The organism is Sphaerisporangium sp. NPDC051017 (assembly GCF_040683095.1).
Taxonomy (GTDB): Bacteria; Actinomycetota; Actinomycetes; order Streptosporangiales; family Streptosporangiaceae; genus Sphaerisporangium.
Genome location: NZ_JBFBCI010000042.1, coordinates 28,816 through 49,223, shown reverse-complemented (window position 1 = coordinate 49,223; position 20,408 = coordinate 28,816). Strand labels below are relative to the sequence as shown.

Here is a 20,408-nt window from a genome sequence, read left to right as displayed (position 1 = left end):
CTTTAGACGGCGTTCTTCCGCCCTCGCGCGTGAGGACTCCAGAACACCGCCGCGCCCCGAACAGGTCAGTCTTCGGCGGTGAGACCCTCGCGCAACTGGGCCAGGGTGCGGGCGAGCAGGCGCGAGACGTGCATCTGCGAGATGCCGAGCTCAGTGGCGATCTGCGACTGGGTCATGTTGCCGAAGAACCGCAGCAGCAGGATGCGCTTCTCGCGCGGCGGCAGTCGCTCCAGCAGCGGCTTGAGCGACTCGCGGTACTCGACGCCCTCCAGCGACTCGTCCACGATGCCGAGCGAGTCGGAGACGGCGGGCGCGTCGTCGTCCCCGGAGTCGGGGGCGTCGAGCGAGACCGTGGAGTAGGCGTTGGCGGACTCCAGGCCCTCCAGAACCTCCTCCTCGCTCATCTGCAGATGGGCGGCGAGCTCGGCGACCGTGGGCGCGCGGCCCTGGCGCTGCGACAGCTCGCTTATCGCCTTGGTGAGCGAGAGCTTCAGCTCCTGCAGGCGGCGCGGCACCCGCACCGCCCAGCCCTTGTCGCGGAAGTGCCGTTTGATCTCACCGACGATGGTCGGCGTCGCGTACGTCGAGAACTCGACGCCCCGCCCCAGGTCGAAGCGGTCGATCGACTTGATGAGGCCGATGGTGGCGACCTGCGTGAGGTCGTCGAGCCATTCGCCGCGGTTGCGGAACCGCCGGGCGAGGTACTCGACCAGCGGCAGGTGGAGCTCGACCAACTCGTCGCGGATGCGCTGGCGCCGCGGGTCGTCGGCCGGCAACTCGGCCAGCTCGCCGAACAACCCTCGGGCCCGCACCCTGTCGGGGACGGTGCTGTCACTGCCGGCCACGGCGCGGGTCCTCTCCGTCACGACAGCCTCGCAGAACCTCGGCGTTTGTGCAGAACGATCGCCATGCGGTCGGGGGTGTCGGTCTCGGCGTCCACGTCGTCGGCCAGGGCGGTGAGGACCATCCAGGCGAAGTCATCGCGTTTGGGCTCGGCGTGGCCGACCGTGCTGACCTCGACCCGGACGATCATCTCCTGGCCGGTGAGCTCGAACTCGGCGATCAGGTCGGTGCCCGGGACGGCATGGCCGAGCAACATGGCACACGCCTCGTCGACGGCGATGCGAAGATCTTCGATCTCGTCCAGCGTGAAATCGAGCCGCGCCGCGAGCCCGGCCGTCGCCGTGCGCAGCACGGACAGGTAGGCACTTGCGGCGGGCAGCCGCACGCTCACCGCGTCACGGATCCCGGCGAGCCCGCCGTGGATGCCGTCAGCACGCGTCGCTGTCTCGTCGGTCACGTTCCTCCTCGCACAGAGCTGCTGATTAGCAACTTACCGCCCCGTGTCCACTGTTGGAGGACTGGGACGCGCCGATAGTCGTGATCTTGTGGAATTGCGGCCGGTTTCCCTGACGTCCCGCTGTCCTTTGCTTACGTTCTCATATGACGCAAAGCGGGACCGGGCGTACCGAGGACGGGAACGCATCTGGCCTCGCGCGTTCGGCTGAGCGCACGAGGCCAGAAACGGGCAGGAAGGCTCAGGCGGCCTTGGTCTCCCAGAAGATCTTCGCAATCTCGTCGATCTTTCCGAGCAGGTCGTCGGCCTTGCTCACATCGACGGTGCCCTTGGCCCCGGCGGCGCCGGCCAGCTTGGTGGCGTCCCAGAAGAGCTGGTGGAGCTGCGGGTACTGCTCGACGTGCGGAGGCTTGAAGTAGTCGGTCCACAGCACCCACAGGTGGTGCTTGACCAGCTCGGCCCGCTCCTCCTTGATCGTCAGCGCGCGGGCGCGGAACACGGGGTCGTCGTTGTCGGCGTACTTCTGCATGATCGCCTTGACGGACTCCGCCTCGATGCGCGCCTGGGCGGGGTCGTAGACACCGCAGGGCAGGTCGCAGTGCGCGGAGGCGACATGGCTAGGCCGCAACAGTCGTGCGAGCATCGGTTTCCTTCCTTGATGCTGATATCAGACAGCGCTATCCGAGTCCCAACTTACTCTCGTTGATTCACTGGAATGGAAGGGGATGTCGTCCATGAGGGTCCGCGTCGATGGCGAATCGATGGCGCCCGCCCTCCGGCCCGGGGACTGGCTGGTCGTCCGCCGCCGGGCGCGGATCCGCCCCGGCGACGTCGTGGTCGCCCGGCTCCCCGGCGACCCCGGCACGATGATCGTCAAGCGGGCGGCGTGGGCGGACGGGGACGGCTGGTGGCTGGAGAGCGACAACCAGCGGGCCCCCGGCCGCAGGGACAGCTGGGACTTCGGTGCGGTGCCCGCCTCGCAGGTGGTGGGCCGCGTCCTGTTCCGCTACTGGCCGCCCGGGCGGGGCCGTCTCAGGCGTGCCGGCCGCTGAGATCGCGGCGGCGGGCGCGGTAGGCCGCGACGTTGGCGCGGCTGGCGCAGCGCTCGGAGCAGTAGCGCCGCGAGCGGTTGGACGAGGTGTCGAGGTAGACGCGGTGGCAGGGCGCCGCCTGGCACAGGCCGAGACGGTCCACGCCCAGCTCGGTCACCAACGCGGTCAGCCCCATGACCGCGCCCGCGGCGTACTCGTCGCTGAGCCGGCCGCCCTCGGTGAGGTGCAGGTGCCAGCGCTGCCCGTCGTGGCGGGAGATCTGCGGGTGGACGGGCCGCCGCGTCAGCAGGGCGTTGAGCCTGTCGACGGCGCCCTCCTCGTCGTGCTCGGCGGCAGCGGCGAAGACGGCGGCCAGTTCGTGGCGTAGCTCGCGCAGCACGCGCAGGTCCTCGCGGGTGAGGCGCCCGGCGTGCCCGCCGCGGCCCGCCTCGACGAGGAACCGGCGCGCGCCCTCCAGCGAGTCCAGCGGCTCGTCGCTGTTGACGAGCAGCACGGCCAGCTCGGCGTATGACGTCAGATCCACGTGGGTTCCAGGCGTTGTAAGAGATGGGGCGTAAGAGATGGACACTGTTTCCAGGTATTACATCGAGTATTACACGGCGTGGCGTCCGGGCGCGGGAGGACGGGCGCCGCCCGGCGCGCAAGACGCCGCGACCGGCGTTCATGGCGGTGTGGGGCACGGCGCAGGCCGTCGCGGTACGGGGTTCCGGGGAGCCGGGTGGCGTTGGGGGTATCTGGAGAACCGCTGCGGGTATCTGCTGATAGGGGGAGTAAGTAGAGATATGTCCGCTTGGAAACGTGTGTCGTTGGGCGGCCGGCCATTCAGGTGTGGCACGGCCCACAACGGCGGGCGCCCTTCCTTGTGGCACAATCGAGCAACGGGTGACCCCCGTACCCCCTCGAGACGACCGTCAACGGCGGCGGCCACCCGGCGACTACAGAAGCCTGGGGCCCTCGGCTGGTTGCGGCGTCCACCGAAGGAAACCGTCCTTTACGACACAGGGGTCGCTGTGGCAGTCACGCCCTTCTCCGCTTCTCTCGAATCCCTCGACGTCGATCCCGTGTTCGCGCTGCACCGCGGCGGCAAGATCGAGGTCCGTCCCACCATCCCCGTCCGCGACGCCGACGACCTGTCGCTCGCGTACACGCCGGGCGTCGCCCAGGTCTGCACCGCCATCGCCGAGCAGCCCGACCTCGTCAACGACTACACCTGGGTCGGCGGGGTCGTCGCCGTCGTCTCCGACGGCACGGCCGTCCTCGGGCTCGGCGACATCGGCCCCGCCGCGGCCATGCCCGTCATGGAGGGCAAGGCGCTGCTGTTCAAGCAGTTCGGCGGCGTCGACTCGGTGCCGATCTGCCTCGACTGCACCGACGTCGACGAGCTCGTCGAGACCGTCGTCCGGCTCGCCCCGTCCTTCGGCGGCATCAACCTGGAGGACATCAGCGCGCCCCGCTGCTTCGAGGTCGAGGACCGCCTGCGCGAGCTGCTCGACATCCCCGTCTTCCACGACGACCAGCACGGCACCGCCATCGTCGTGACCGCCGCGCTGCGCAACGCCGCGCGCCTCACCGGGCGCTCCCTCGGCGACCTGCGCGCCGTGGTCGCGGGCGCGGGCGCCTCCGGTGTGGCCGTCACCAGGATGCTGCTCAACGCGGGCATCGGCGACATCGCGGTCGCCGACTCCAAGGGCATGATCTACGAGGGCCGCGAAGGGCTGAACCCCGTCAAGGAGGCCCTGGCCGAGGTCACCAACCGCGGCCGCTTCACCGGCTCGACCGAGGAGGCCCTCGCCGGGGCCGACGTCTTCGTCGGCCTGTCCGGCTCGACGCTGCCCGAGGCCGCGGTGACCTCCATGGCCCCCGGCTCGATCGTGTTCGCGCTGTCGAACCCGACGCCCGAGATCCACCCCGAGGCCGCCCGGCGGCACGCGCGCGTCGTGGCGACCGGCCGCTCCGACTTCCCCAACCAGATCAACAACGTGCTGGCGTTCCCGGGCGTGTTCCGCGGCGCCCTCGACGTCCGGGCGTCCGCGATCACCGAGTCCATGAAGGTCGCCGCCGCCGACGCGCTGGCGTCCGTCGTCGGCGACGATCTGACGGCGGACTACATCATCCCGAGCCCGTTCGACGAGCGGGTCGCCCCGGCGGTCGCCTCGGCCGTCGCCCACCAGGCCCGCCTGGACGGGGTGGCCCGCCGCTAGGCCCGCAGCCCGTATCCGCCTGACGAGGCCCGCCCGAGCGGCGGGCCTCGTTTCGTCATGCCTGCACCCGTTCAGGGGCCGTCCCGCCCGTCCTGGCTTGTGGTGGTTCACCCACGGGACGGATCACACGGGTCCCGACTTTCCCGTGGAAAAGGCTTGCCTTCGGCATGAGATAGCGCGCCTGGGGTCAAGTCTCGGGAATACCCGCGCGATGTCACGCATCGTGCTATAACAAAGACGCTCCGTCACTTGCCGGGCGCGGGCGTCCCCAAGCGCACAGACGCGCCGGGGGACGCGGCGGGCCGGAGCGCCCATGACCGTGCGCGTAGTTCACGTGGGGACAAGAGCGATGCGACAACGTGAGCCCAACCTTCTCCTGCGGCACCTCATCGCCGAGGCGGACTTCTCCCACAAGGGGCTGGCCCGCAGGCTCAACGATCTCGGCGCCGTCCGCGGGCTCGCCGGACTGAGGTACGACCACAGCTCGGTGCTGCGCTGGACGAGCGGCCAGCAACCGCGAGATCCGGTGCCGGCGCTGCTGGGGGAGATCTTCGCGCTGCGCCTCGGCAGGCCGGTCACCCAGGAGGACCTCGGTATGGCGGGGGGAGCCACGTCCCTCGACCTCGGGCAGGAATTCACTCACTCGTGGCAGGAGGGTGTCGAGACGGTGACAGCACTATGGAGGGCGGACATGGAGAGGCGCAGGTTCCTCCTCGACTCCGCCTTCGCCGTCGGAGCGGGTTCCACAGGAGCCCTGCGATGGCTGACCCTTCCCATGGGGGCCACGCCGCAGGCCGCCGGGCCCCGCAAGGTGGGCGCCCCCGACATCGCCGCGATCCGGGAGGTCACCCGGTCCTTCGGCGAGCTCGACAACCGCTTCGGCGGGGGCCGGGTGCGGGCGGCGGTCGTCAAATACCTCGACTCGTCCGTCGCGCCGATGCTCAAGGACGGCACGTACGGCGAGGCGACCGGCAGGGCGCTGGCCTCCGCGGCGGCCGAGGTGACGCGCCTCGCGGGGTGGATGGCCTACGACCTGGAGCAGCACGGCCTCGCGCAGCGCCACCTCATCCAGGCGCTCAGCCTGGCGCGCGGCGCGGACGACCACGGCTTCGGCGGGGAGATCCTCGCCGGCATGGCCCACCAAGCCATATATATAGGGCAACCCCGGCACGCCCTCGACCTGGCCGGGGCGTCACAGCTCTCGGCCCGCCGCGCCGGCATCCCGTCCCTGCTGGCCGAGGCGTACGTCATGGAGGCCCACGCCCACGCGGCCCTCTCCGACCGCGCGGCCTGCGCCGCCGCGCTGCACGAGGCCGACCTCGCCTTCGACCGCCGTAACCCCGAGGACGAGCCCCAGTGGATCCGCTACTTCGACGAGGCCTACCTCGCCGCCAAGTACGCCCACTGCTTCCGCGACCTCGGCGACGGGCCGCAGGCCGTCCGGTACGCGCGCCGCTCCCTGGACATGGACGGGCGGTACGTCCGCGGGCGCATGTTCAACCTCTCGCTGCTCGCCTCGGCCCATGCCCTGTGCGGGGAGGCGGAGGCGGCCGGTCAGGCCGGCCAGGCCGCGCTCGACCTGGCGGGAGGTCTGCAGTCCGCGCGCACGCGGTCGTACGTCGCCGACCTGCGCAAGCGGCTGAGACCGCTCGGCGAGGACGCCGGCGTGGCCGCGCTCATCGAGCGCACCCGGCACCTGGCCCCCGCCGCCTGAGGGCGCCCGGAACGCGCGAGCGGGGCCCGGCCGGAGCCGGACCCCGCCGTCACGCCGGGTGGAACGCCCGCGTCAGCGGATCGAACCGGACCACAGGTTGGTCGCCTTCGTGTAGACCGCGTAGGTATGCGCTGCTCGGCCGGTCGCGGCCGAGCGGACTCACTTGGCGGGCTTGGCGATCGGGCCGGAGGCCAGGTTGCTGGCCAGGTTGTAGACGACGTAGGTCTCGCTGTCGAAGTACGGCGAGGTCGCGAAGTCGTAGCGGTCGTTGCCGTCGGAGTCGCCGACGAGGCTCGTCACGCCGTTGATGTAGCCGAGCCGCTTGGTGCTGCTGTACTGCGTGATCCAGGGGCCGCCCGACGCGCCCGCGGTGAACGAGCACTTGACGGCGATCTGCGCTTCCGCCTTGAAGGCCGAGGCCGCGCCCGCGGCGGAGGTCTTGCCGTAGCAGTACTTCGGCGTGTGGCCACTGTAGGGCTTGTCGCCGTCGGGGTGCGGGCCCGCGGGGTAGCCGAAGACGTAGACCGGCTGGCCGATCTTCTGGTTCCAGGCGAAGCCCTGGCCGCCGACGTTGTCGCCGAGACGGCCCGCGTCCTCCCACTTGGGCGAGTTCCAGCTGTCCGCCGTCACACCGTTGTAGACGGTGGCGAAGGCGTAGTCGCTGTCGAAGTCCTCGTAGTTGGCGAAGTCGAAGTGCGTGTAGGCCGACTTGCCGACGTAGATGCCCCAGGGGGCCTTGCCCTGGTAGTAGCCGGGGATGAAGATCCACTCGTCGAGAGTGTCGCGGTTGCCGTCGACGTCGTAGACGCAGTGCCCGGCGGTCGCGACCAGGTTGCGGTACTTGCCCTGGATGGAGGACCCGGAGCACCAGTACGGCTTGCCGTCGAGGAAGAAGAACACCTTGCCGATGGTGCGCGGCAGGTTGACGTTCTTCACCTTGGTCGGGGTGATCTTCTCCTGGCCGATCGGCGGGACGACGCCGGTCTTGCCGTCGGGAGCGGCGTCCCCGCCGCCGAGCTTGATCTTGCCCTGCACGGCCGAGTTGTCGGTGAACTTCGCGGCCGCCTTGAGGAGCTTGCCGTTGCCGGCCGTCCAGGTCTTCACCGTCTTCAGAGCCGCCGCCTGGGTGGTGGCCAGACCGTCGGACGCCGGGGCCGCGGAGGAGGCGGCCGCGGCGGTGGTGAGGGATGCCGCGATCATGCCGGTGGCGATAGCCGCGCCACCGAGGGGAAGCACGAAGCGCTTGACTCGGGTGTTCAATGAGACTCCTTGGTCTGCCGCAGGAGTTGACTCCTGCCTCACTGGTCCCAAAAAGGGACAGATGAAACCTATCGGTCTGACCATGAGCAACGTGCCGGGAAAAGGGGTCGACCAGGTGGTCGTGGCGCCTGGTTCCCGTGCCGCACGGGTGCCTGCCGTTCGGGGCGCTGCCTGGACACGTACAGGTGGAAACGGTCCAAAGACCCCGCCGTACGTGGGAAAACAGCCCCGCACCGCCGATGGAATGTGATGTAAATCACTTCCAACGGGCGTTCAAGCGTCGACGTCAAACAGTGCAGGACCCGGCACGGATGCCGGGTCCTGCTGGTGCTACTGCTTGAGCTCTAGCTGGCTAGAACGTCAGGCCTTGGTGACGAAGTCGCCGTCGGAGGCGACGATCTTGCCGGACCAGAGGTTGGCGGCGGCCTTGTAGATCGCGTAGGTCTCGCTGTCGAAGTACGGCGAGGTGGCGAAGTCGATGCGGCCGTTGGCGTCGGCGTCGCCGATGAGGCTGGTGACACCGTTGATGTAGCCGAGACGCTTGGTGTTCGTGTACTTCAGGATCCAGGGGCCACCGGAGGAGCCGGCGGTCATGGAGCACTTGAGGCCGATCTGGGCCTCCGCCTTGAACGCGGCGGCGGGCTTGGCGGCGAAGGTCTTGCCGTAGCACCACTTCGGCGTCACACCGGTGAACGGCTTGTCGCCGTCGGGGTGCGCGGCCGCGGGGTAGCCGAACGCGTAGACCGGCTGGCCGATCTTCTGGTTCCAGGTGAAGCCCTGGCCACCCACGTTGTCGCCCAGGCGACCCGCGTCCTTGTACAGGACCACGGTGTAGACGGTCTTGTAGTAGTCGACCTGGCTCTTCACGGCGTAGTCGACGTAGTAGTGGGTGATCGTGAAGGCGCCGTCGCGCTTGTCCTTGAAGCCCGGCGTCGTGTACTCGTTCCAGGTCTTCTCGTCCACGATCTCCTCGGTGACCTTCTTCACCTCGGACTTGTGGTTGTTGACGTTCTGGCTGTCGTCGTTCTTGTTGAACTCCGGAGCGGCCGTCCACGCTTCCTTGGAGACTTCCTTGGTCGCGATCTTGGCGTCCTTGGTGCCCCAGGGGACGACGACCTCGGGAGCACCCGGGATCGGCTTGCTCCAGCCGTCCGAGGACTCGCCGCCGTGGGTCTTGACAGCGGCGTCGAACTCTTCCTTGGTGATCTTGACGTCCTTGGCGGACTTGTTGCCCTGCCACTTGTCGTAGGTCTCCTTGGAGACCTGCTTGGCACCGGCGTAGACGTAACCGTTGTAAACGGTCACGAAGGCGTAGTCGCTGTCGAAGTCCTCGTACACCGCGAAGTCGTAGTGGGTGTAGGCGGCCTTACCGACGTAGACGCCCCACGGAGCCTTGCCCTGGTAGTAGCCCGGGATGAAGACCCAGTTGTCGAGCGCACCGTTGGTGATGCTGTCGTCGAACACGCAGTGCCCGGCGGTGGCGACCAGGTTGTGGTACTTGCTCTGGATCGAGGACGCGGAGCACCAGTACTCCTTGTCGCCGATCGTGAAGAAGACCTTACCGATGGTCTTCGGCAGGTTGACGTTCTTCACCTTGGTCGGCGTCAGCTTCTCCTGGCCGATCGGCGGAACCACGCCGGCCTTGCCGTCGGGGGCCGCGTCGCCGCCACCGAGCTTGACCTTGCCCGACTGCTGCGCGTTGTCGGTGTACTGCGTGGCGGCCTTGAGGTTCGCACCACCGTTCGCGGTCCAGTAGTTGCCGATCTTCTGCGCCTCAGTGGCGGAAGCCAAGCTGACGACCTTCTTGGCCGGAGCGGTCGCGGCGTTGGCCGAGGTGACCAGGGTGGCGCCGATCATGCTGGTGGCGGCGATGGCACCGCCCAGAGGGAGGGCGAGACGCTTGACTCGGGTGTTCAAGGAAACTCCTTGGGCTGTCGTGGAACGCAATCGGCGTCCCATGCGTCAGTAAAGGGATAGCTAGGACCATACAGAGAAGATCTTGGACCGTGTGCTCCATTCGAGCTGAATTTTGACGCTCGCCCCGGCGTGACCTTTTCGTGACCATCCAGAGTGGATCTTCTTGGCGTGCCCAAGATCAATTGGGGGCCGCTTCCTCGCAGATCAGGATGGGTATGTACCCTATGGGTCCGATGTGACCGATGTGAGCCTCTCGGCTCCGCTGGTCGGGAGCGGTGTGACGCAGATCACATCGATCGAAGGGAGCCAAATCGGCTCCTCGCTACGTCTAAAGTCCTCCGCTCCTGAGTCGATCTCTCCGGGCGCGGGTGCCACGATCTTGTTCCGGCCCTCGGGACGCCCTCAGAGCGCCCGTGTGGCCGTCCGCAGGCCTTTCCGTGACGCTCTGGACGCTTCGGACGCGAGGGCGTTCTTCCGCGTACGCCGCGGGCATCCGGGAGCTGCCGGTGGCGGGCCTTGATCACGGGGTTCCGCGCGACGATTCCCCCGGAAACGCCAACAGGGCCCGGCACGGATGCCGGGCCCTGCTAGGTGGAACTGTGCTCTAGCTGGCTAGACGTCAGGCCTTCTTCACGAAGTCGCCGTCGGAGGCGATGATCTTGCCGGACCAGAGGTTGGCGGCGGCCTTGTAGATCGCGTAGGTCTCGCTGTCGAAGTACGGCGAGGTGGCGAAGTCGATGCGGCCGTTGGCGTCGGCGTCGCCGATGAGGCTGGTGACACCGTTGATGTAGCCGAGACGCTTGGTGTTGCTGTACTTCAGGATCCAGGGGCCACCGGAGGAGCCGGCGGTCATGGAGCACTTGAGGCCGATCTGGGCCTCCGCCTTGAACGCGGCGGCGGGCTTGGCGGCGAAGGTCTTGCCGTAGCACCACTTCGGCGTCACACCGGTGAAGGGGGTGTCGCCGTCGGGGTGCGCGGCCGCGGGGTAGCCGAACGCGTAGACCGGCTGGCCGATCTTCTGGTTCCAGGTGAAGCCCTGGCCACCCACGTTGTCACCGAGACGGCCCGCGTCCTTGTACAGGGCCACGGTGTAGACGGTCTTGTAGTACTCGACCTGCGCCTTGGTCGCGTAGTCGACGTAGTAGTGGGTGATCGTGTAGGCGCCGTCGCGCTCGCCCTTCTCACCCACGCCGTTGTACGCGTCCTGGGTCGCCTTGTCGACGATCTCCTCGGTGACCTGCTTGACGTTGGACTTGTGGAAGTTCTCCTGAGCGTTCGCGGCCGGAGCCTTCTCGTAGTCCGCCTTGGAGACTTCCTTGGTCGCGACCTTGGCGTCCTTGGTGCCCCAAGGCACGACGACCTCGGGAGCACCCGGGATCGGCTTGGTCCAGCCGTCCGAGGACTCGCCACCGTGGGTCTTGACAGCGGCGTCGAACTCTTCCTTGGTGATCTTGACGTCCTCGGCGTCCTTCAGACCCTGCCACTTGTCGTAGGTCTCCTTGGAGACCTGCTTGGCGCCCGCGAAGTTGTAGCCGTTGTAGACGGTGACGAAGGCGTAGTCGCTGTCGAAGTCCTCGTAGACCGCGAAGTCGTAGTGGGTGTAGGCGGCCTTACCGACGTAGACGCCCCACGGAGCCTTGCCCTGGTAGTAGCCCGGGACGAAGACCCAGTAGTCCAGAGCGCCGTTCTGGATGTTCTCGTCGAACACGCAGTGTCCGGCGGTGGAGACCAGGTTGTGGTACTTGCTCTGGATCGAGGAAGCCGAGCACCAGTACTCGTTCTCGCCGATGAGGAAGAAGACCTTGCCGATGGTCTTCGGCAGGTTGATGTTCTTGATCTTGGCGGTGACCTTGGGCTCGCCGCCGATCGGGGGAACCACGCCGGCCTTGCCGTCGGGGGCGGCGTCGCCACCACCGAGCTTGATCTTGCCCTGCTGCTGCGACTTGTCGGTGTACTGCGCGGCGGCCTTGAGGTGGGCGCCACCGTTCGCGGTCCAGAACTGGCCGACCTTCTGCGCCTGGGCGGAGGAGGAAGCCATCGACACGACCTTCTTGGCCGGGGCGGTGGTGGCGCTGGCGGTGCCGACCAGGGTCGCACCGATCATGCTGGTGGCGGCGACGGCGCCACCCAGCGGCAGAACGAGACGCTTCACACGGGTGTTCACAAGGAACTCCTTGGTCTGGACGTGGAACGCATCCTGCGCTCCATGCGTCAGTAAAGGGATAGCCAGGAAGATACAGAGAAGATCTTGGACTCGGAAACCGGAATCCGAGGAAATTTTGATCTTCAGTGTCGCGTGACCGTTCCGTGACTTTTCTAAGGCTCCTCTAAGATTCGGTGCTCTTGCGGCTTGTCTGATCGTCGATGCAGATCAGTCAAGGCTTGTGGCAGATGTGTCGAATGTGGTGTGTGCGGGTGATTGCCCGCAGTGACGATCGCAGTGTGATGCACATCACATCGCTCCGAGGGAGCCATCCCAGTGACCGGCTACGTCTAAGGCGCTTGCGGATGCCCGGAACCCCTGCAAAGTCGCGGATTTAGGGCGTGCCGTTCGGTCCGGATCGGACCCGCGCAAACCCCGCCCCCTCTTCCCGTACGCCCCCGCCGTTCTGCCTGCGCGACCCCCGCGCCGTTCTTCCCGCGCCCTGTCCGGACGCGAGAACCCCCGCCGGACTCCGGGTCCGGACACGAAAGCAGGGCCCGGCACGAATGCCGGGCCCTGCTTCAGTCCCTTTACAACCCTCGGCTCACCGGAGCGAGGAGCTCCGGCTCACCGGAAGTTTCAGGCCTTCTTCACGAGCTCACCGTTGGAGGTGACGATCGAGCCGGACCAGAGGTTGGCGGCGGCCTTGTAGATCGCGTAGGTCTCGCTGTCGAAGTACGGCGAGGTGCTGAAGTCGATGCGGCCGTTGCCGTCGGCGTCGCCGATGAGGCTGGTGACACCGTTGATGTAGCCGAGACGCTTCGTGTTGCTGTACTTCAGGATCCACGGCGCACCGGAGGAGCCGGCGGTCATGGAGCACTTCAGGCCGATCTGCGCCTCCGCCTTGAAGGCGGCGGCCGGGGCGGCGGCGAAGGTCTTGCCGTAGCACCACTTCGGCGTCACACCGGTGAAGGGGGTGTCGCCGTCGGGGTGCGCGGCCGCGGGGTAGCCGAAGACGTAGACCGGCTGGCCGGGCTTCTGGTTCCAGGTGAAGCCCTGGCCACCCACGTTGTCACCGAGACGACCCGCGTCCTTGAACACCGCGACGTAGTAGTTTTCGCCCCGGGTGGACTTCAGCGGGCTCTGCCAGTTGTCGTAGGTCTCCTTGTCGACCTGCTTGATGCCACCGAAGGAGATGCCGTTGTAGACCGTGACGAACGCGTAGTCGCTGTCGAAGTCCTCGTAGACCGCGAAGTCGTAGTGGGTGTAGGCGGCCTTGCCGACGTACACGCCCCACGGAGCCTTGCCCTGGTAGTAACCCGGGACGAAGACCCAGTAGTCCAGCGCGCCGTTCTGGATGTTCTCGTCGAACACGCAGTGCCCGGCGGTGGCGACCAGGTTGTGGTACTTGCTCTGGACCGAGGACGCCGAGCACCAGTACAGGTTGCCGTCGGCCACGAAGAAGACCTTACCGATGGTCTTCGGCAGGTTGATGTTCTTGATCTTCGCGGTGACCTTCGGCTCGCCGCCGATCGGGGGAACCACGCCGGCCTTGCCGTCGGGGGCGGCGTCGCCACCACCGAGCTTGACCTTGCCCGACTGCTGCGCGTTGTCGGTGAACTGCGCGGCGGCCTTGAACTTGGCACCACCGTTGGCGGTCCAGAAGTCGCTGACCTTCTGCGCCTCGGCGGCCGAGGAAGCCATCGAGACGACCTTCTTGGCCGGGGCGGTGGTGGCGCTGGCGGTGCCGACCAGGGTGGCGCCGATCATGCTGGTGGCGGCGATGGCGCCACCCAGCGGCAGGGCGAGACGCTTGACTGCGGTGTTCAAGGGGAACTCCTTGGTCTGGCGTGGGGCGCTCCAGCGCCCCATGCGTCAGGAAAGGGATAGCCAGGAAGATAGCGGGATCTACCGGCCGCGCAACGGGCGCGCGGCGATCTGGTCGGCCGTCGTTTCGATCGAGATCTTTTCGTGACCATTGCCGCTCGTGGGCGCTCACAGTCAACTCTCATGATTCTCTGGCCCTTTGCCCAGATGGGGGGTGTATGTCGCATCTGACCAGCGTTTTTTATACGTTGTACGGGATTGACTGACACGCTCCGTCACTGCGATCGACTGTGACGTAAATCACTCGATTCGATGGAACCGGGAAGCGGTGAAATTCCGTCCCTTGACTGGATCCGCGTCACGGTGAGGTCTCGACCGCTCCGCCCCGAAGAGATCCCGAACCGACGCTCGGACGGATGCGCGCGGGCCCGCGTGTCGCGTGACGGACGGCTGACTCTCCCCCCGCCAGGACGCGAAAAAGGCCCGGACATAATGCCGGGCCTTCTCGGAATCTGGGACGATCCGCGCGGTCAGTCGGTCTTCTGCCGGGCCGCGTAGGAGTACACGAGGTACGTCGCCGTGTTGAAGAGCGGGGACGAGATCGCGTCGTTGAGGCCGTCGCCGTCCAGGTTGTAGGTCAGGCTGGTCACGCCGTTGAGGTACCCGATGCGCCGCGTGTTGTCGTACTTGATCAGCCACGGGCCTCCGCTGGCCCCGGCCGTGAACGCGCATCCCCTGAACAGGACACCCTGGTCCAGCTCCCACTTCGGCGTGGCTATCTTGCTGGTGGCCTTCGTGGCGCACGACTCCAGCGTCCGGCCGGTGTAGGGACGGGTCCCGTTCGGCTGCTGGCCTGCTGGGTAGCCGAACGCGTACGCCGCGATGGTGAACCCGCGGTTCCAGGCGAAGCCCTGCCCTCCGACGCGGTTCTCGAGCCGGCCGGTGTCCACGGTCTTGTAGACCGGCTGGCCCCTGGCGTCCTTCTTGACCTGCCCCTTGGCGTCCTTGTCGACGTCCCAGCGGTAGCCGTTGTGGACTGTGACGAAGGCGTAGTCGTAGTCGAAGTCGCCCGTGGCCGCGTACTTCTCGTTGAGGTGCAGCGTGTGCCCGACGTAGATGCCATACGGGGTCGCGCCGTCGGCGTAGGAGGGGATGAACACCCAGTACTGGACGGGCTTCTCGTTCTTGACGTCGTAGGCGCAGTGCCCCGCGGTGGCGACGACGTTGCCGTACTTCGAGTGCACCGACGAGGCCGAGCACCAGTACTCGGCGTCACCCTTGCGGAAGAACACCTTGCCCACGGTCGGCGGGAGGCTCACGTTCTTGGACTTGACGACCTTCGCCGCCGTCTTCGGGGGAATCGAACCTTCGAGGGAGGTCGTCGTCGTGCCCGTCCCCGACGTGAGAGCGCCGGTGGACCTGGACGCGGCCGGTGTCGCGGAGGCGCTCGCGGTGCCGGTGGCCTGTGGGCTCGCCGTGGCGGTGCTCGTCGCGGCGGTCCTGGGGACGTAGCTGTTGGCGTGCTTGAGCCGGTCCGGCGTCCACCAGTCGACGACCTTCTGCATGTCCGCTTCACTCTGCGCCAGGGGGACGGACGTGATGCCGGCGGGCGCCGTCTGATGTGAGGCCCGCGCCTCGACAGGCCCCGCGCCGGCGGACATGATCACGCACGCGGCCGTGAGCGCGCCGCTGAGAGTGAGCGCGATCCGCTTCGCTCGGGGTGGCATTTCGTACCTTCCGGGGGTCAGAAGTGTGCAGACAATAGTGAAGGGCGATTTTTCCAGATCAACTACTTTTCAGCACAGTACTTGGCCGACCTGGATTCACTTCGTTATCGGACGCCCCATCGATCATCGCGGCGGCGGGGCCGGTAGGGGGCCGGATCGTACCCGGGCCCCCTACCTTGCCGTGGTTCGCGTCAGCTCGTCGTAAGCTTCCCGGTCCACAGGTTGGCCGCGTACTTGTAGATGCCGTACGTGTCGCTGTTGAAGTACGGCGTGGTGATCCGGTCGTACCGCTTGTTGCCGTCGGTGTCGAGCGTCAGGCTCACGACGCCGTTGACGTAACCGGTCCGCTTGGCGTTGGAGTACTGGATCAGCCAGGGACCGCCGGTCGCACCGGGGGTGAAGGCGCACTTGATGGCCAGCTGCTCTTCCGCCTTGTACTTCGCGACGGCCGGTGCGGCGCCCGCCTGGCCGTAACACCACTTCATCGTCTCGCCGGTGTAGACCTTGTCGCCGTCGAGGTGCGCGGAGGTCGGGTAGCCGAAGCTGAAGTACTTCGACTTCGTGCTCCGGTTCCACGTGAAGCCCTGGCCGCCGACGTTGTCGCCGAGACGGCCCGCGTCCTGGAAGGTCCGGATGTGGAAGACGGTCTTGTAGTACTTGACCGCCGTCGACTCCTGCAACCAGTACTTCACGAAGTAGTGGGTGATGGTGTAGGCAGAGTCGACGATCTTCTTGTAGCCGGGGCCGGTGTACTTGTTGTACGTGACCTCGTCGACGATCTCCGTGGAGGTCTTGGAGGGCGCCTTGGAGTAGTTGACCTTGGCGTTCCAGGCCGGAGCCTTGTCGTAGTCCTCCTTGCTGACCTCCTTGAGGACCTTCTTGCCGCCCTTGGTCCCCCAGGGCATGACGATCTCGGTGCCGGTGCTCTTCGACCACGCGTCGGCGGTCTCACCGCCCTTCTCGTCGTACTTCTTCTGGTACTCCTCCTTGGAGATCTCCTCGTCATTCGCCCACTTCGGACCCTTGTAGGCGTCGTAGGTGGTCTTGTCGACGATCTTCTCGCCGGTCTGCTTCACGCCGTTGTAGACGTTGACGAAGGCGTAGTCGTAGTCATAGTCCTCGTAGACGGTGAAGTCGTCGTGGAGGTTGACCTTCGCGCCGACGTAGATGCCCCACGGCGCCTTGCCCTGGTAGTAGCCGGGGATGAAGACGAAGTTGTCGACGTACTTGTTCTTGTCGGTGTCGTAGACACAGTGGCCCGCGGTGGCGACCAGGTTGTGGTACCTCGACTGGATCGACGTACCGGAGCACCAATACGGCTTGCCGTCGACCTGGAAGAACACCTTGCCCACGTTGGTTGGGAGGTTGATGTTCTTCGACGAGCCGGCGGTCTTGCCGCCGGCGCCCTGCGGGGCGATCGAACCGGCCTTGCCATCGGCGGAGGCCCTCCGCGTGCTCGCCTGCATCTTGCCGGAGAGCGAGGAGTCCTCGAGGTAGCTCTTCGCGGACTTGAGCTTGCCGGCGGTCCAGGACCCCGCGATGGCCTTCGCGTCGGTCCCGTTCGCCAGCGAGCCGGACTTCACCGGGGAGGGCTTGGCCTGCGCGCTCGCCGCGGTGGTGGTGAGGGTCGCGCCGATCATGCCGGTGGCGATGAGGGCACCACCGAGAGGGAGGATCAGGCGCTTGGCTCGGGTGTTCATTGAGCTCCTTCTATGTCATGGGATGCCCGGGAAGGTCCCATGCGTACGTAAAGAGACTCATCGACCGTACTCCGGCGATCTTGACAACCATCCCCAAACCAGACAAATGCGGCTGTCCGTTATCTGGTTGTTATAAAAGTGCGGGAACCGGAGAGATACCTGGTACGTCGAATCCTGCTCATCCGGCAGGGTTCGGCGCGAGATCGGCAAACACACACACGAGGGGGGCGGCGACGGCTCGACGTCCTGCTGGATAGGGGATTCCGATGGGACGACCGCGCATGGGCCTGACCCGACCGATCATCGTCGTGGGCGCCGTGGCGACCCTCAGCCTGACGGCGGTGGCGACCGTGACCCTCGGCGCCGTGGGAGCCCTCTTCCCCCCTGCCCCGCCGGACGCGATCACGTCCGGCCGCACCCCGGACGCCATATCCCCCGGAATCCCACCGGACGAACGCCTCGGCACCGCGCCCGACGCCCCCACCGATACCGAACCGGACGAACACCACCGCGCCGCGCCGGACGTCGAGTCGCCGGACGGACGTGCCGGCGCCGCGCCCGACGTCGAGTCGCCCGGTGGGCCGCCGGACGGCACATCGTTCGGCGATACCCCGCGGAACCGCCTCGCGCCGAACGACCCCATGGCGCCCCCGGCCGCACCGGGGAGCGCGGCGCTCCCGTCCGCTTCGGCGTTCCACCCGTTCCCCGGCGGACCGCCGTCCCGCTCCGGCGCCCACGCGAAGGGGATCAGTCGCGCGCTCCTGCTGACGCTCGCCCGAGGCGAGTCCGTCACGCCCGCCGACCGGATCGCCTTCCTCCAGTGCGGCCCCGCCGGCGGCACCCACCCTCGCGCCTCCGAAGCCTGCCGCCTCCTCGACCCCGTCGGGGGCGACATCACCGACCTCCGCCCCTCCCGCGACACCAACTGCACAAAGGAATACGACCCCATCACCGTCTCCGCCTCCGGCCTATGGGACGGCAATCACCTGTGGTTCGAGCGCACATTCGGCAACCGCTGCGAACTCAACGCTTACACCGCAGCCGTTTTCAACTACTGACCGTGGGTGAGGTTCTGGGGGCTGTGTGGCGCCGGTGCCTCGGCTATTTGGTGATGACGATCAGGCTGCCGAGGGGGATTTTGGCTATGGCGTCGAGGCCGGCTTGCGGGAGGCGGACGCAGCCGTGGCTTACGGCTTTGCCGAAGACGCCCTTGTCGGGCCAGCCGTGGATGCCGATGGTGCCGGGGCCGCCGTCGTAGGTCTCCAGCTTCTCGGAGTGCATGCCGAGCGGGAGGATCACCGGGCTGTAGTCGACGTCCGACGGGGACAGCGACGCGAGCAGGAAGGTGCGGCCGACCGGGGTCGGGGTCTCCTTGGTGCCGATGGCCACCGGCCAGGAGCCGGTCTCCTGCCCGTCCTTGAGCAGGGTGAGGCGGCGTGAGGTCAGGTTGACGTGGACCTGGTACGGGCTGCGGGTCTGCTTGGTCTTGCCGTCGCCGGTGTGGATCCAGCCCGTGGAGCCGTTGGGCCTGCTCGGAAGGAGCACCCGCACCCATTTGGGGCGGCTCTCGATCACCGGGAGCCAGGTGGGGTCGTCGAGCTGGGTCGTGGGCAGCACGCCGATTGCCGGGCCGCCGGGCTCGGCGTACACGATCTTGGATTTCTCCGGGTGTACCAGCAGACCGTCGCCGGCGGCGAACGGCTGCGGGTCGGGCTGGGCCTTGGGGATCTTCGTCCACGTCGTCGAGTGGGGGAGCGCGGCCCGCTGCTTGGCGGTCAGCTTGACCGGCGCGACAGGCGGGGCGGGTGGAGCCGCGGGCTTGGCGAGTTCGCGGTCGACCTTGCGGTTGGTGAGGACCACCAGCAGGGCGAGGCCTGCGAGTGCGGCGGTGACCGCGGCGATGAGGACGACGGTGGCGCGCGCGGATCGACGGCGAACGGACATGGGACCCCCGGGAAGTACTGGCTCCTGGATGCGGTTGTTCGGCGGCGGTTTCCGGATGCTCGGACGGACGAGGCGGCCCAGGCCGGGGAACGGCTGGTCCGTGTGGTCGTACAGGGGGCGTGGGCCGTGGTCGGTGGTGGGCTGACGGCGGGCGCGGAGAGTGGGCTGAGGGCCCGCCCGTGGGTCGGGCGGGCCCTAGAGGACGTCCGGACCGTCGGTCACGAACTCCGGATTCGGTTGATCAAGACGTCCGGGCCGGTTTGTCAGCCGGTGACGGCGAAGTGCTGGACCGGCTTCACGTAGTGGTGCTTCTTGTGGTGGAACTTCTTGTACGGCTTGTAGTGCTTGTAGTGCTCGTGGTGGCGGTGCTCAGGAACCCACCGGTGGTGCCGGCTGTCCCAGTGCGAGCGGTGACCGCCGCCGTGGTCGAAGAAGCCCTCGACGTGACGGCGGATGCCCCGGTCGATCAGCGTGACGTGGTTGTTCTCCCTGTGCCACCTGTCGCACAGCCTGTGAATCCGGTCCCTCCGGTGCCTCTCGCGCGTGGAGTTCCCGAAATCGTCGTCGTCATGGTGGTGGTGCCGGAAGTGGCGGCACACGTGCTCGAGGTCATCGTGGTCGTGGTGGCGGATGCCGCTGGGCTCGTCATCCTCTTCCTCGTCGTCCGACTCATCCTTGTCCTTGTCCCAGGACTTGTGCTCCTTCTTCTTCTCCTCCTCCTTCTTCTTCCAGTCTTCGCGCTTCTTCTTCTCGTCTTCGTGCTTCTTCTTCCAGTCTTCGTGCTTCTTCTTCTCTTCCTCCTCCTTCTTCATCCAGTCCTCGTGCTTCTTCTTCTCGTCTTCGTCCTTCTTCATCCAGTCTTCGTGCTTCTTCTTCTCGTCCTCGTTCTCCTTCTTCTTCTTCCACTCCTCGTGCTTCTTCTTCTCGTCTTCGTCCTTCTTCATCCAGTCTTCGTGCTTCTTCTTCTCGTCTTCGTGCTTCTTCATCCAGTCTTCGTGCTTCTTCTTCTCTTCCTCCGCCTTCTTCTTCCACTCCTCGTGCTTCTTCTTCTCCTCTTCGTCCTTCTCCTTCTTCTTCTTCCATTCGTCCCTGTCCTCGACCCTCTGGATCAGCACGGGCGACGTGCTGGGGTCGAAGGAGGCGTTGCCCTGGAAGAAGGCGGTGATGTTGTGGAACCCATCGTCCATGCTTGCGGTCGAGTAGGTCGCCTGGCCCGTCGCTTCGAGCGCGGCGCTACCGAGCTCCTTGGAGTCGGAGCGGAAGACGACGGTGCCCGTGGGAATGATGTTGCTGCCGGTCGCCCGCACCGTGGCGGTGAAGGTGACCGAGTGCCCCTTCGAGGAGGGGTTCTGGGACGAGGTCAGTGTGGTGTTGGTCGAGATCAGCCGACGGACGGTGACGACGAATCCCGTCTTCACGGGGCTGGACGGAAGCAGGGACGCTGCCTTCGCGCCTTGCGGCGCCTGGATCGCGTACGCGCTGCCGGGAGTGGCGGCGAGTACGCCGACCGCGAGAGCGCCCGTGAGAGCTGCCGTCAGCCATGAACGACCGACATTACGTTGGAGAGACCGTGAGTGACCGACGTCTTTCATAAAGCGGTCCTTTTCTTTTTGCAGTTCAAAGTAA

General features: G+C 66.9%; 17 protein-coding genes. 5 read left to right on the top strand and 12 right to left on the bottom strand.

From position 1 onward, the window contains the following. Positions 1–65: 65 nt before the first annotated feature. The 3 genes from AB0M95_RS28045 to sodN all read right to left on the bottom strand — a co-directional run bounded on the left by AB0M95_RS28045 (position 66) and on the right by sodN (position 1,940). Positions 66–866, bottom strand: coding sequence for an RNA polymerase sigma factor SigF (locus AB0M95_RS28045; RefSeq protein WP_363770631.1), 801 nt, complete (start codon positions 864–866; stop codon positions 66–68). Then, positions 863–1,300, bottom strand: coding sequence for an anti-sigma factor (locus tag AB0M95_RS28040; RefSeq protein WP_358527131.1), 438 nt, complete (start codon positions 1,298–1,300; stop codon positions 863–865). Before AB0M95_RS28040 ends, AB0M95_RS28045 begins: the two co-directional genes overlap by 4 nt. A gap of 238 nt (positions 1,301–1,538) precedes the next feature. Then, entirely contained in the window at positions 1,539–1,940 is a 402-nt protein-coding gene (sodN, locus tag AB0M95_RS28035; RefSeq protein WP_363770628.1) for a superoxide dismutase, Ni, read from the bottom strand. 82 nt (positions 1,941–2,022) lie between these two features. On the opposite strand from sodN, the gene sodX reads away from it, so the two are divergent. Then, a complete protein-coding gene (sodX, locus tag AB0M95_RS28030) occupies positions 2,023–2,349 on the top strand; it encodes a nickel-type superoxide dismutase maturation protease (protein ID WP_363770625.1) in 327 nt (108 codons plus the stop codon). Here the strand turns inward: sodX and AB0M95_RS28025 are convergent. Continuing rightward, positions 2,330–2,872 carry a CGNR zinc finger domain-containing protein gene (locus AB0M95_RS28025; RefSeq protein ID WP_363770623.1) on the bottom strand — a complete coding sequence of 181 codons (543 nt, stop codon included), beginning with the start codon at positions 2,870–2,872 and terminating at the stop codon, positions 2,330–2,332. The genes sodX and AB0M95_RS28025 overlap by 20 nt on opposite strands. Before the next feature lie 487 nt (positions 2,873–3,359). Here AB0M95_RS28025 and AB0M95_RS28020 point away from each other — a divergent pair, with 487 nt between their 5' ends. Continuing rightward, the gene (locus AB0M95_RS28020; RefSeq protein WP_363770620.1) at positions 3,360–4,550 is read left to right on the top strand and encodes an NADP-dependent malic enzyme; all 1,191 of its coding nucleotides are present in this window, start codon (positions 3,360–3,362) and stop codon (positions 4,548–4,550) included. Positions 4,551–4,899: 349 nt separating this feature from the next. Next, positions 4,900–6,264, top strand: coding sequence for a hypothetical protein (locus AB0M95_RS28015; RefSeq protein WP_363770617.1), 1,365 nt, complete (start codon positions 4,900–4,902; stop codon positions 6,262–6,264). Between the two features lie 159 nt (positions 6,265–6,423). Here the strand turns inward: AB0M95_RS28015 and AB0M95_RS28010 are convergent, their stop codons facing one another. The 6 genes from AB0M95_RS28010 to AB0M95_RS27985 form a co-directional block, all read right to left on the bottom strand. Beyond that, positions 6,424–7,524: a trypsin-like serine protease gene (locus AB0M95_RS28010; RefSeq protein ID WP_363770614.1), complete on the bottom strand. Its 1,101-nt coding sequence runs from the start codon at positions 7,522–7,524 to the stop codon at positions 6,424–6,426. 360 nt (positions 7,525–7,884) lie between these two features. Beyond that, complete coding sequence (locus AB0M95_RS28005) at positions 7,885–9,441, bottom strand: hypothetical protein (protein ID WP_363770611.1); 1,557 nt, start codon at positions 9,439–9,441, stop codon at positions 7,885–7,887. 619 nt (positions 9,442–10,060) lie between these two features. After that, the gene (locus AB0M95_RS28000) at positions 10,061–11,605 is read right to left on the bottom strand and encodes a hypothetical protein (RefSeq protein ID WP_363770608.1); all 1,545 of its coding nucleotides are present in this window, start codon (positions 11,603–11,605) and stop codon (positions 10,061–10,063) included. Between the two features lie 618 nt (positions 11,606–12,223). Then, positions 12,224–13,414, bottom strand: a complete 1,191-nt coding sequence (locus AB0M95_RS27995; RefSeq protein WP_363770605.1) for a hypothetical protein — start codon at positions 13,412–13,414, stop codon at positions 12,224–12,226. Between the two features lie 527 nt (positions 13,415–13,941). After that, the gene (locus AB0M95_RS27990) at positions 13,942–15,138 is read right to left on the bottom strand and encodes a hypothetical protein (RefSeq protein WP_363770602.1); all 1,197 of its coding nucleotides are present in this window, start codon (positions 15,136–15,138) and stop codon (positions 13,942–13,944) included. 191 nt (positions 15,139–15,329) lie between these two features. Continuing rightward, entirely contained in the window at positions 15,330–16,838 is a 1,509-nt protein-coding gene (locus AB0M95_RS27985; RefSeq protein ID WP_363770599.1) for a hypothetical protein, read from the bottom strand. A gap of 281 nt (positions 16,839–17,119) precedes the next feature. Between AB0M95_RS27985 and AB0M95_RS27980 the strand changes: the two genes are divergently transcribed. Beyond that, positions 17,120–17,896, top strand: coding sequence for an SSI family serine proteinase inhibitor (locus AB0M95_RS27980; RefSeq protein WP_363770596.1), 777 nt, complete (start codon positions 17,120–17,122; stop codon positions 17,894–17,896). A 43-nt stretch (positions 17,897–17,939) separates the two neighbouring features. Here AB0M95_RS27980 and AB0M95_RS27975 read toward each other — a convergent pair whose 3' ends face one another. Both AB0M95_RS27975 and AB0M95_RS27970 read right to left on the bottom strand, forming a co-directional pair. Next, the gene (locus tag AB0M95_RS27975) at positions 17,940–18,782 is read right to left on the bottom strand and encodes a L,D-transpeptidase (RefSeq protein WP_363770593.1); all 843 of its coding nucleotides are present in this window, start codon (positions 18,780–18,782) and stop codon (positions 17,940–17,942) included. Between the two features lie 263 nt (positions 18,783–19,045). Continuing rightward, on the bottom strand, positions 19,046–20,089 hold the full coding sequence (locus AB0M95_RS27970) for an Ig-like domain-containing protein (RefSeq protein WP_363770590.1): 1,044 nt from the start codon (positions 20,087–20,089) through the stop codon (positions 19,046–19,048). On the opposite strand from AB0M95_RS27970, the gene AB0M95_RS27965 reads away from it, so the two are divergent. Then, positions 20,064–20,360, top strand: a complete 297-nt coding sequence (locus AB0M95_RS27965) for a hypothetical protein (RefSeq protein ID WP_363770587.1) — start codon at positions 20,064–20,066, stop codon at positions 20,358–20,360. The genes AB0M95_RS27970 and AB0M95_RS27965 overlap by 26 nt on opposite strands. Positions 20,361–20,408: the final 48 nt, after the last annotated feature.

Coding starts and splice junctions, on each gene's coding strand:
- sodN (WP_363770628.1), bottom strand. CDS start 1,940: ATGCTCGCACGACTGTTGCGGCCTAGCCATGTCGCCTCCGCGCACTGC.
- sodX (WP_363770625.1), top strand. CDS start 2,023: ATGTCGTCCATGAGGGTCCGCGTCGATGGCGAATCGATGGCGCCCGCC.
- AB0M95_RS28015 (WP_363770617.1), top strand. CDS start 4,900: ATGCGACAACGTGAGCCCAACCTTCTCCTGCGGCACCTCATCGCCGAG.
- AB0M95_RS27990 (WP_363770602.1), bottom strand. CDS start 15,138: ATGCCACCCCGAGCGAAGCGGATCGCGCTCACTCTCAGCGGCGCGCTC.
- AB0M95_RS27985 (WP_363770599.1), bottom strand. CDS start 16,838: ATGAACACCCGAGCCAAGCGCCTGATCCTCCCTCTCGGTGGTGCCCTC.
- AB0M95_RS27980 (WP_363770596.1), top strand. CDS start 17,120: ATGGGCCTGACCCGACCGATCATCGTCGTGGGCGCCGTGGCGACCCTC.
- AB0M95_RS27975 (WP_363770593.1), bottom strand. CDS start 18,782: ATGTCCGTTCGCCGTCGATCCGCGCGCGCCACCGTCGTCCTCATCGCC.
- AB0M95_RS27965 (WP_363770587.1), top strand. CDS start 20,064: ATGATGTTGCTGCCGGTCGCCCGCACCGTGGCGGTGAAGGTGACCGAG.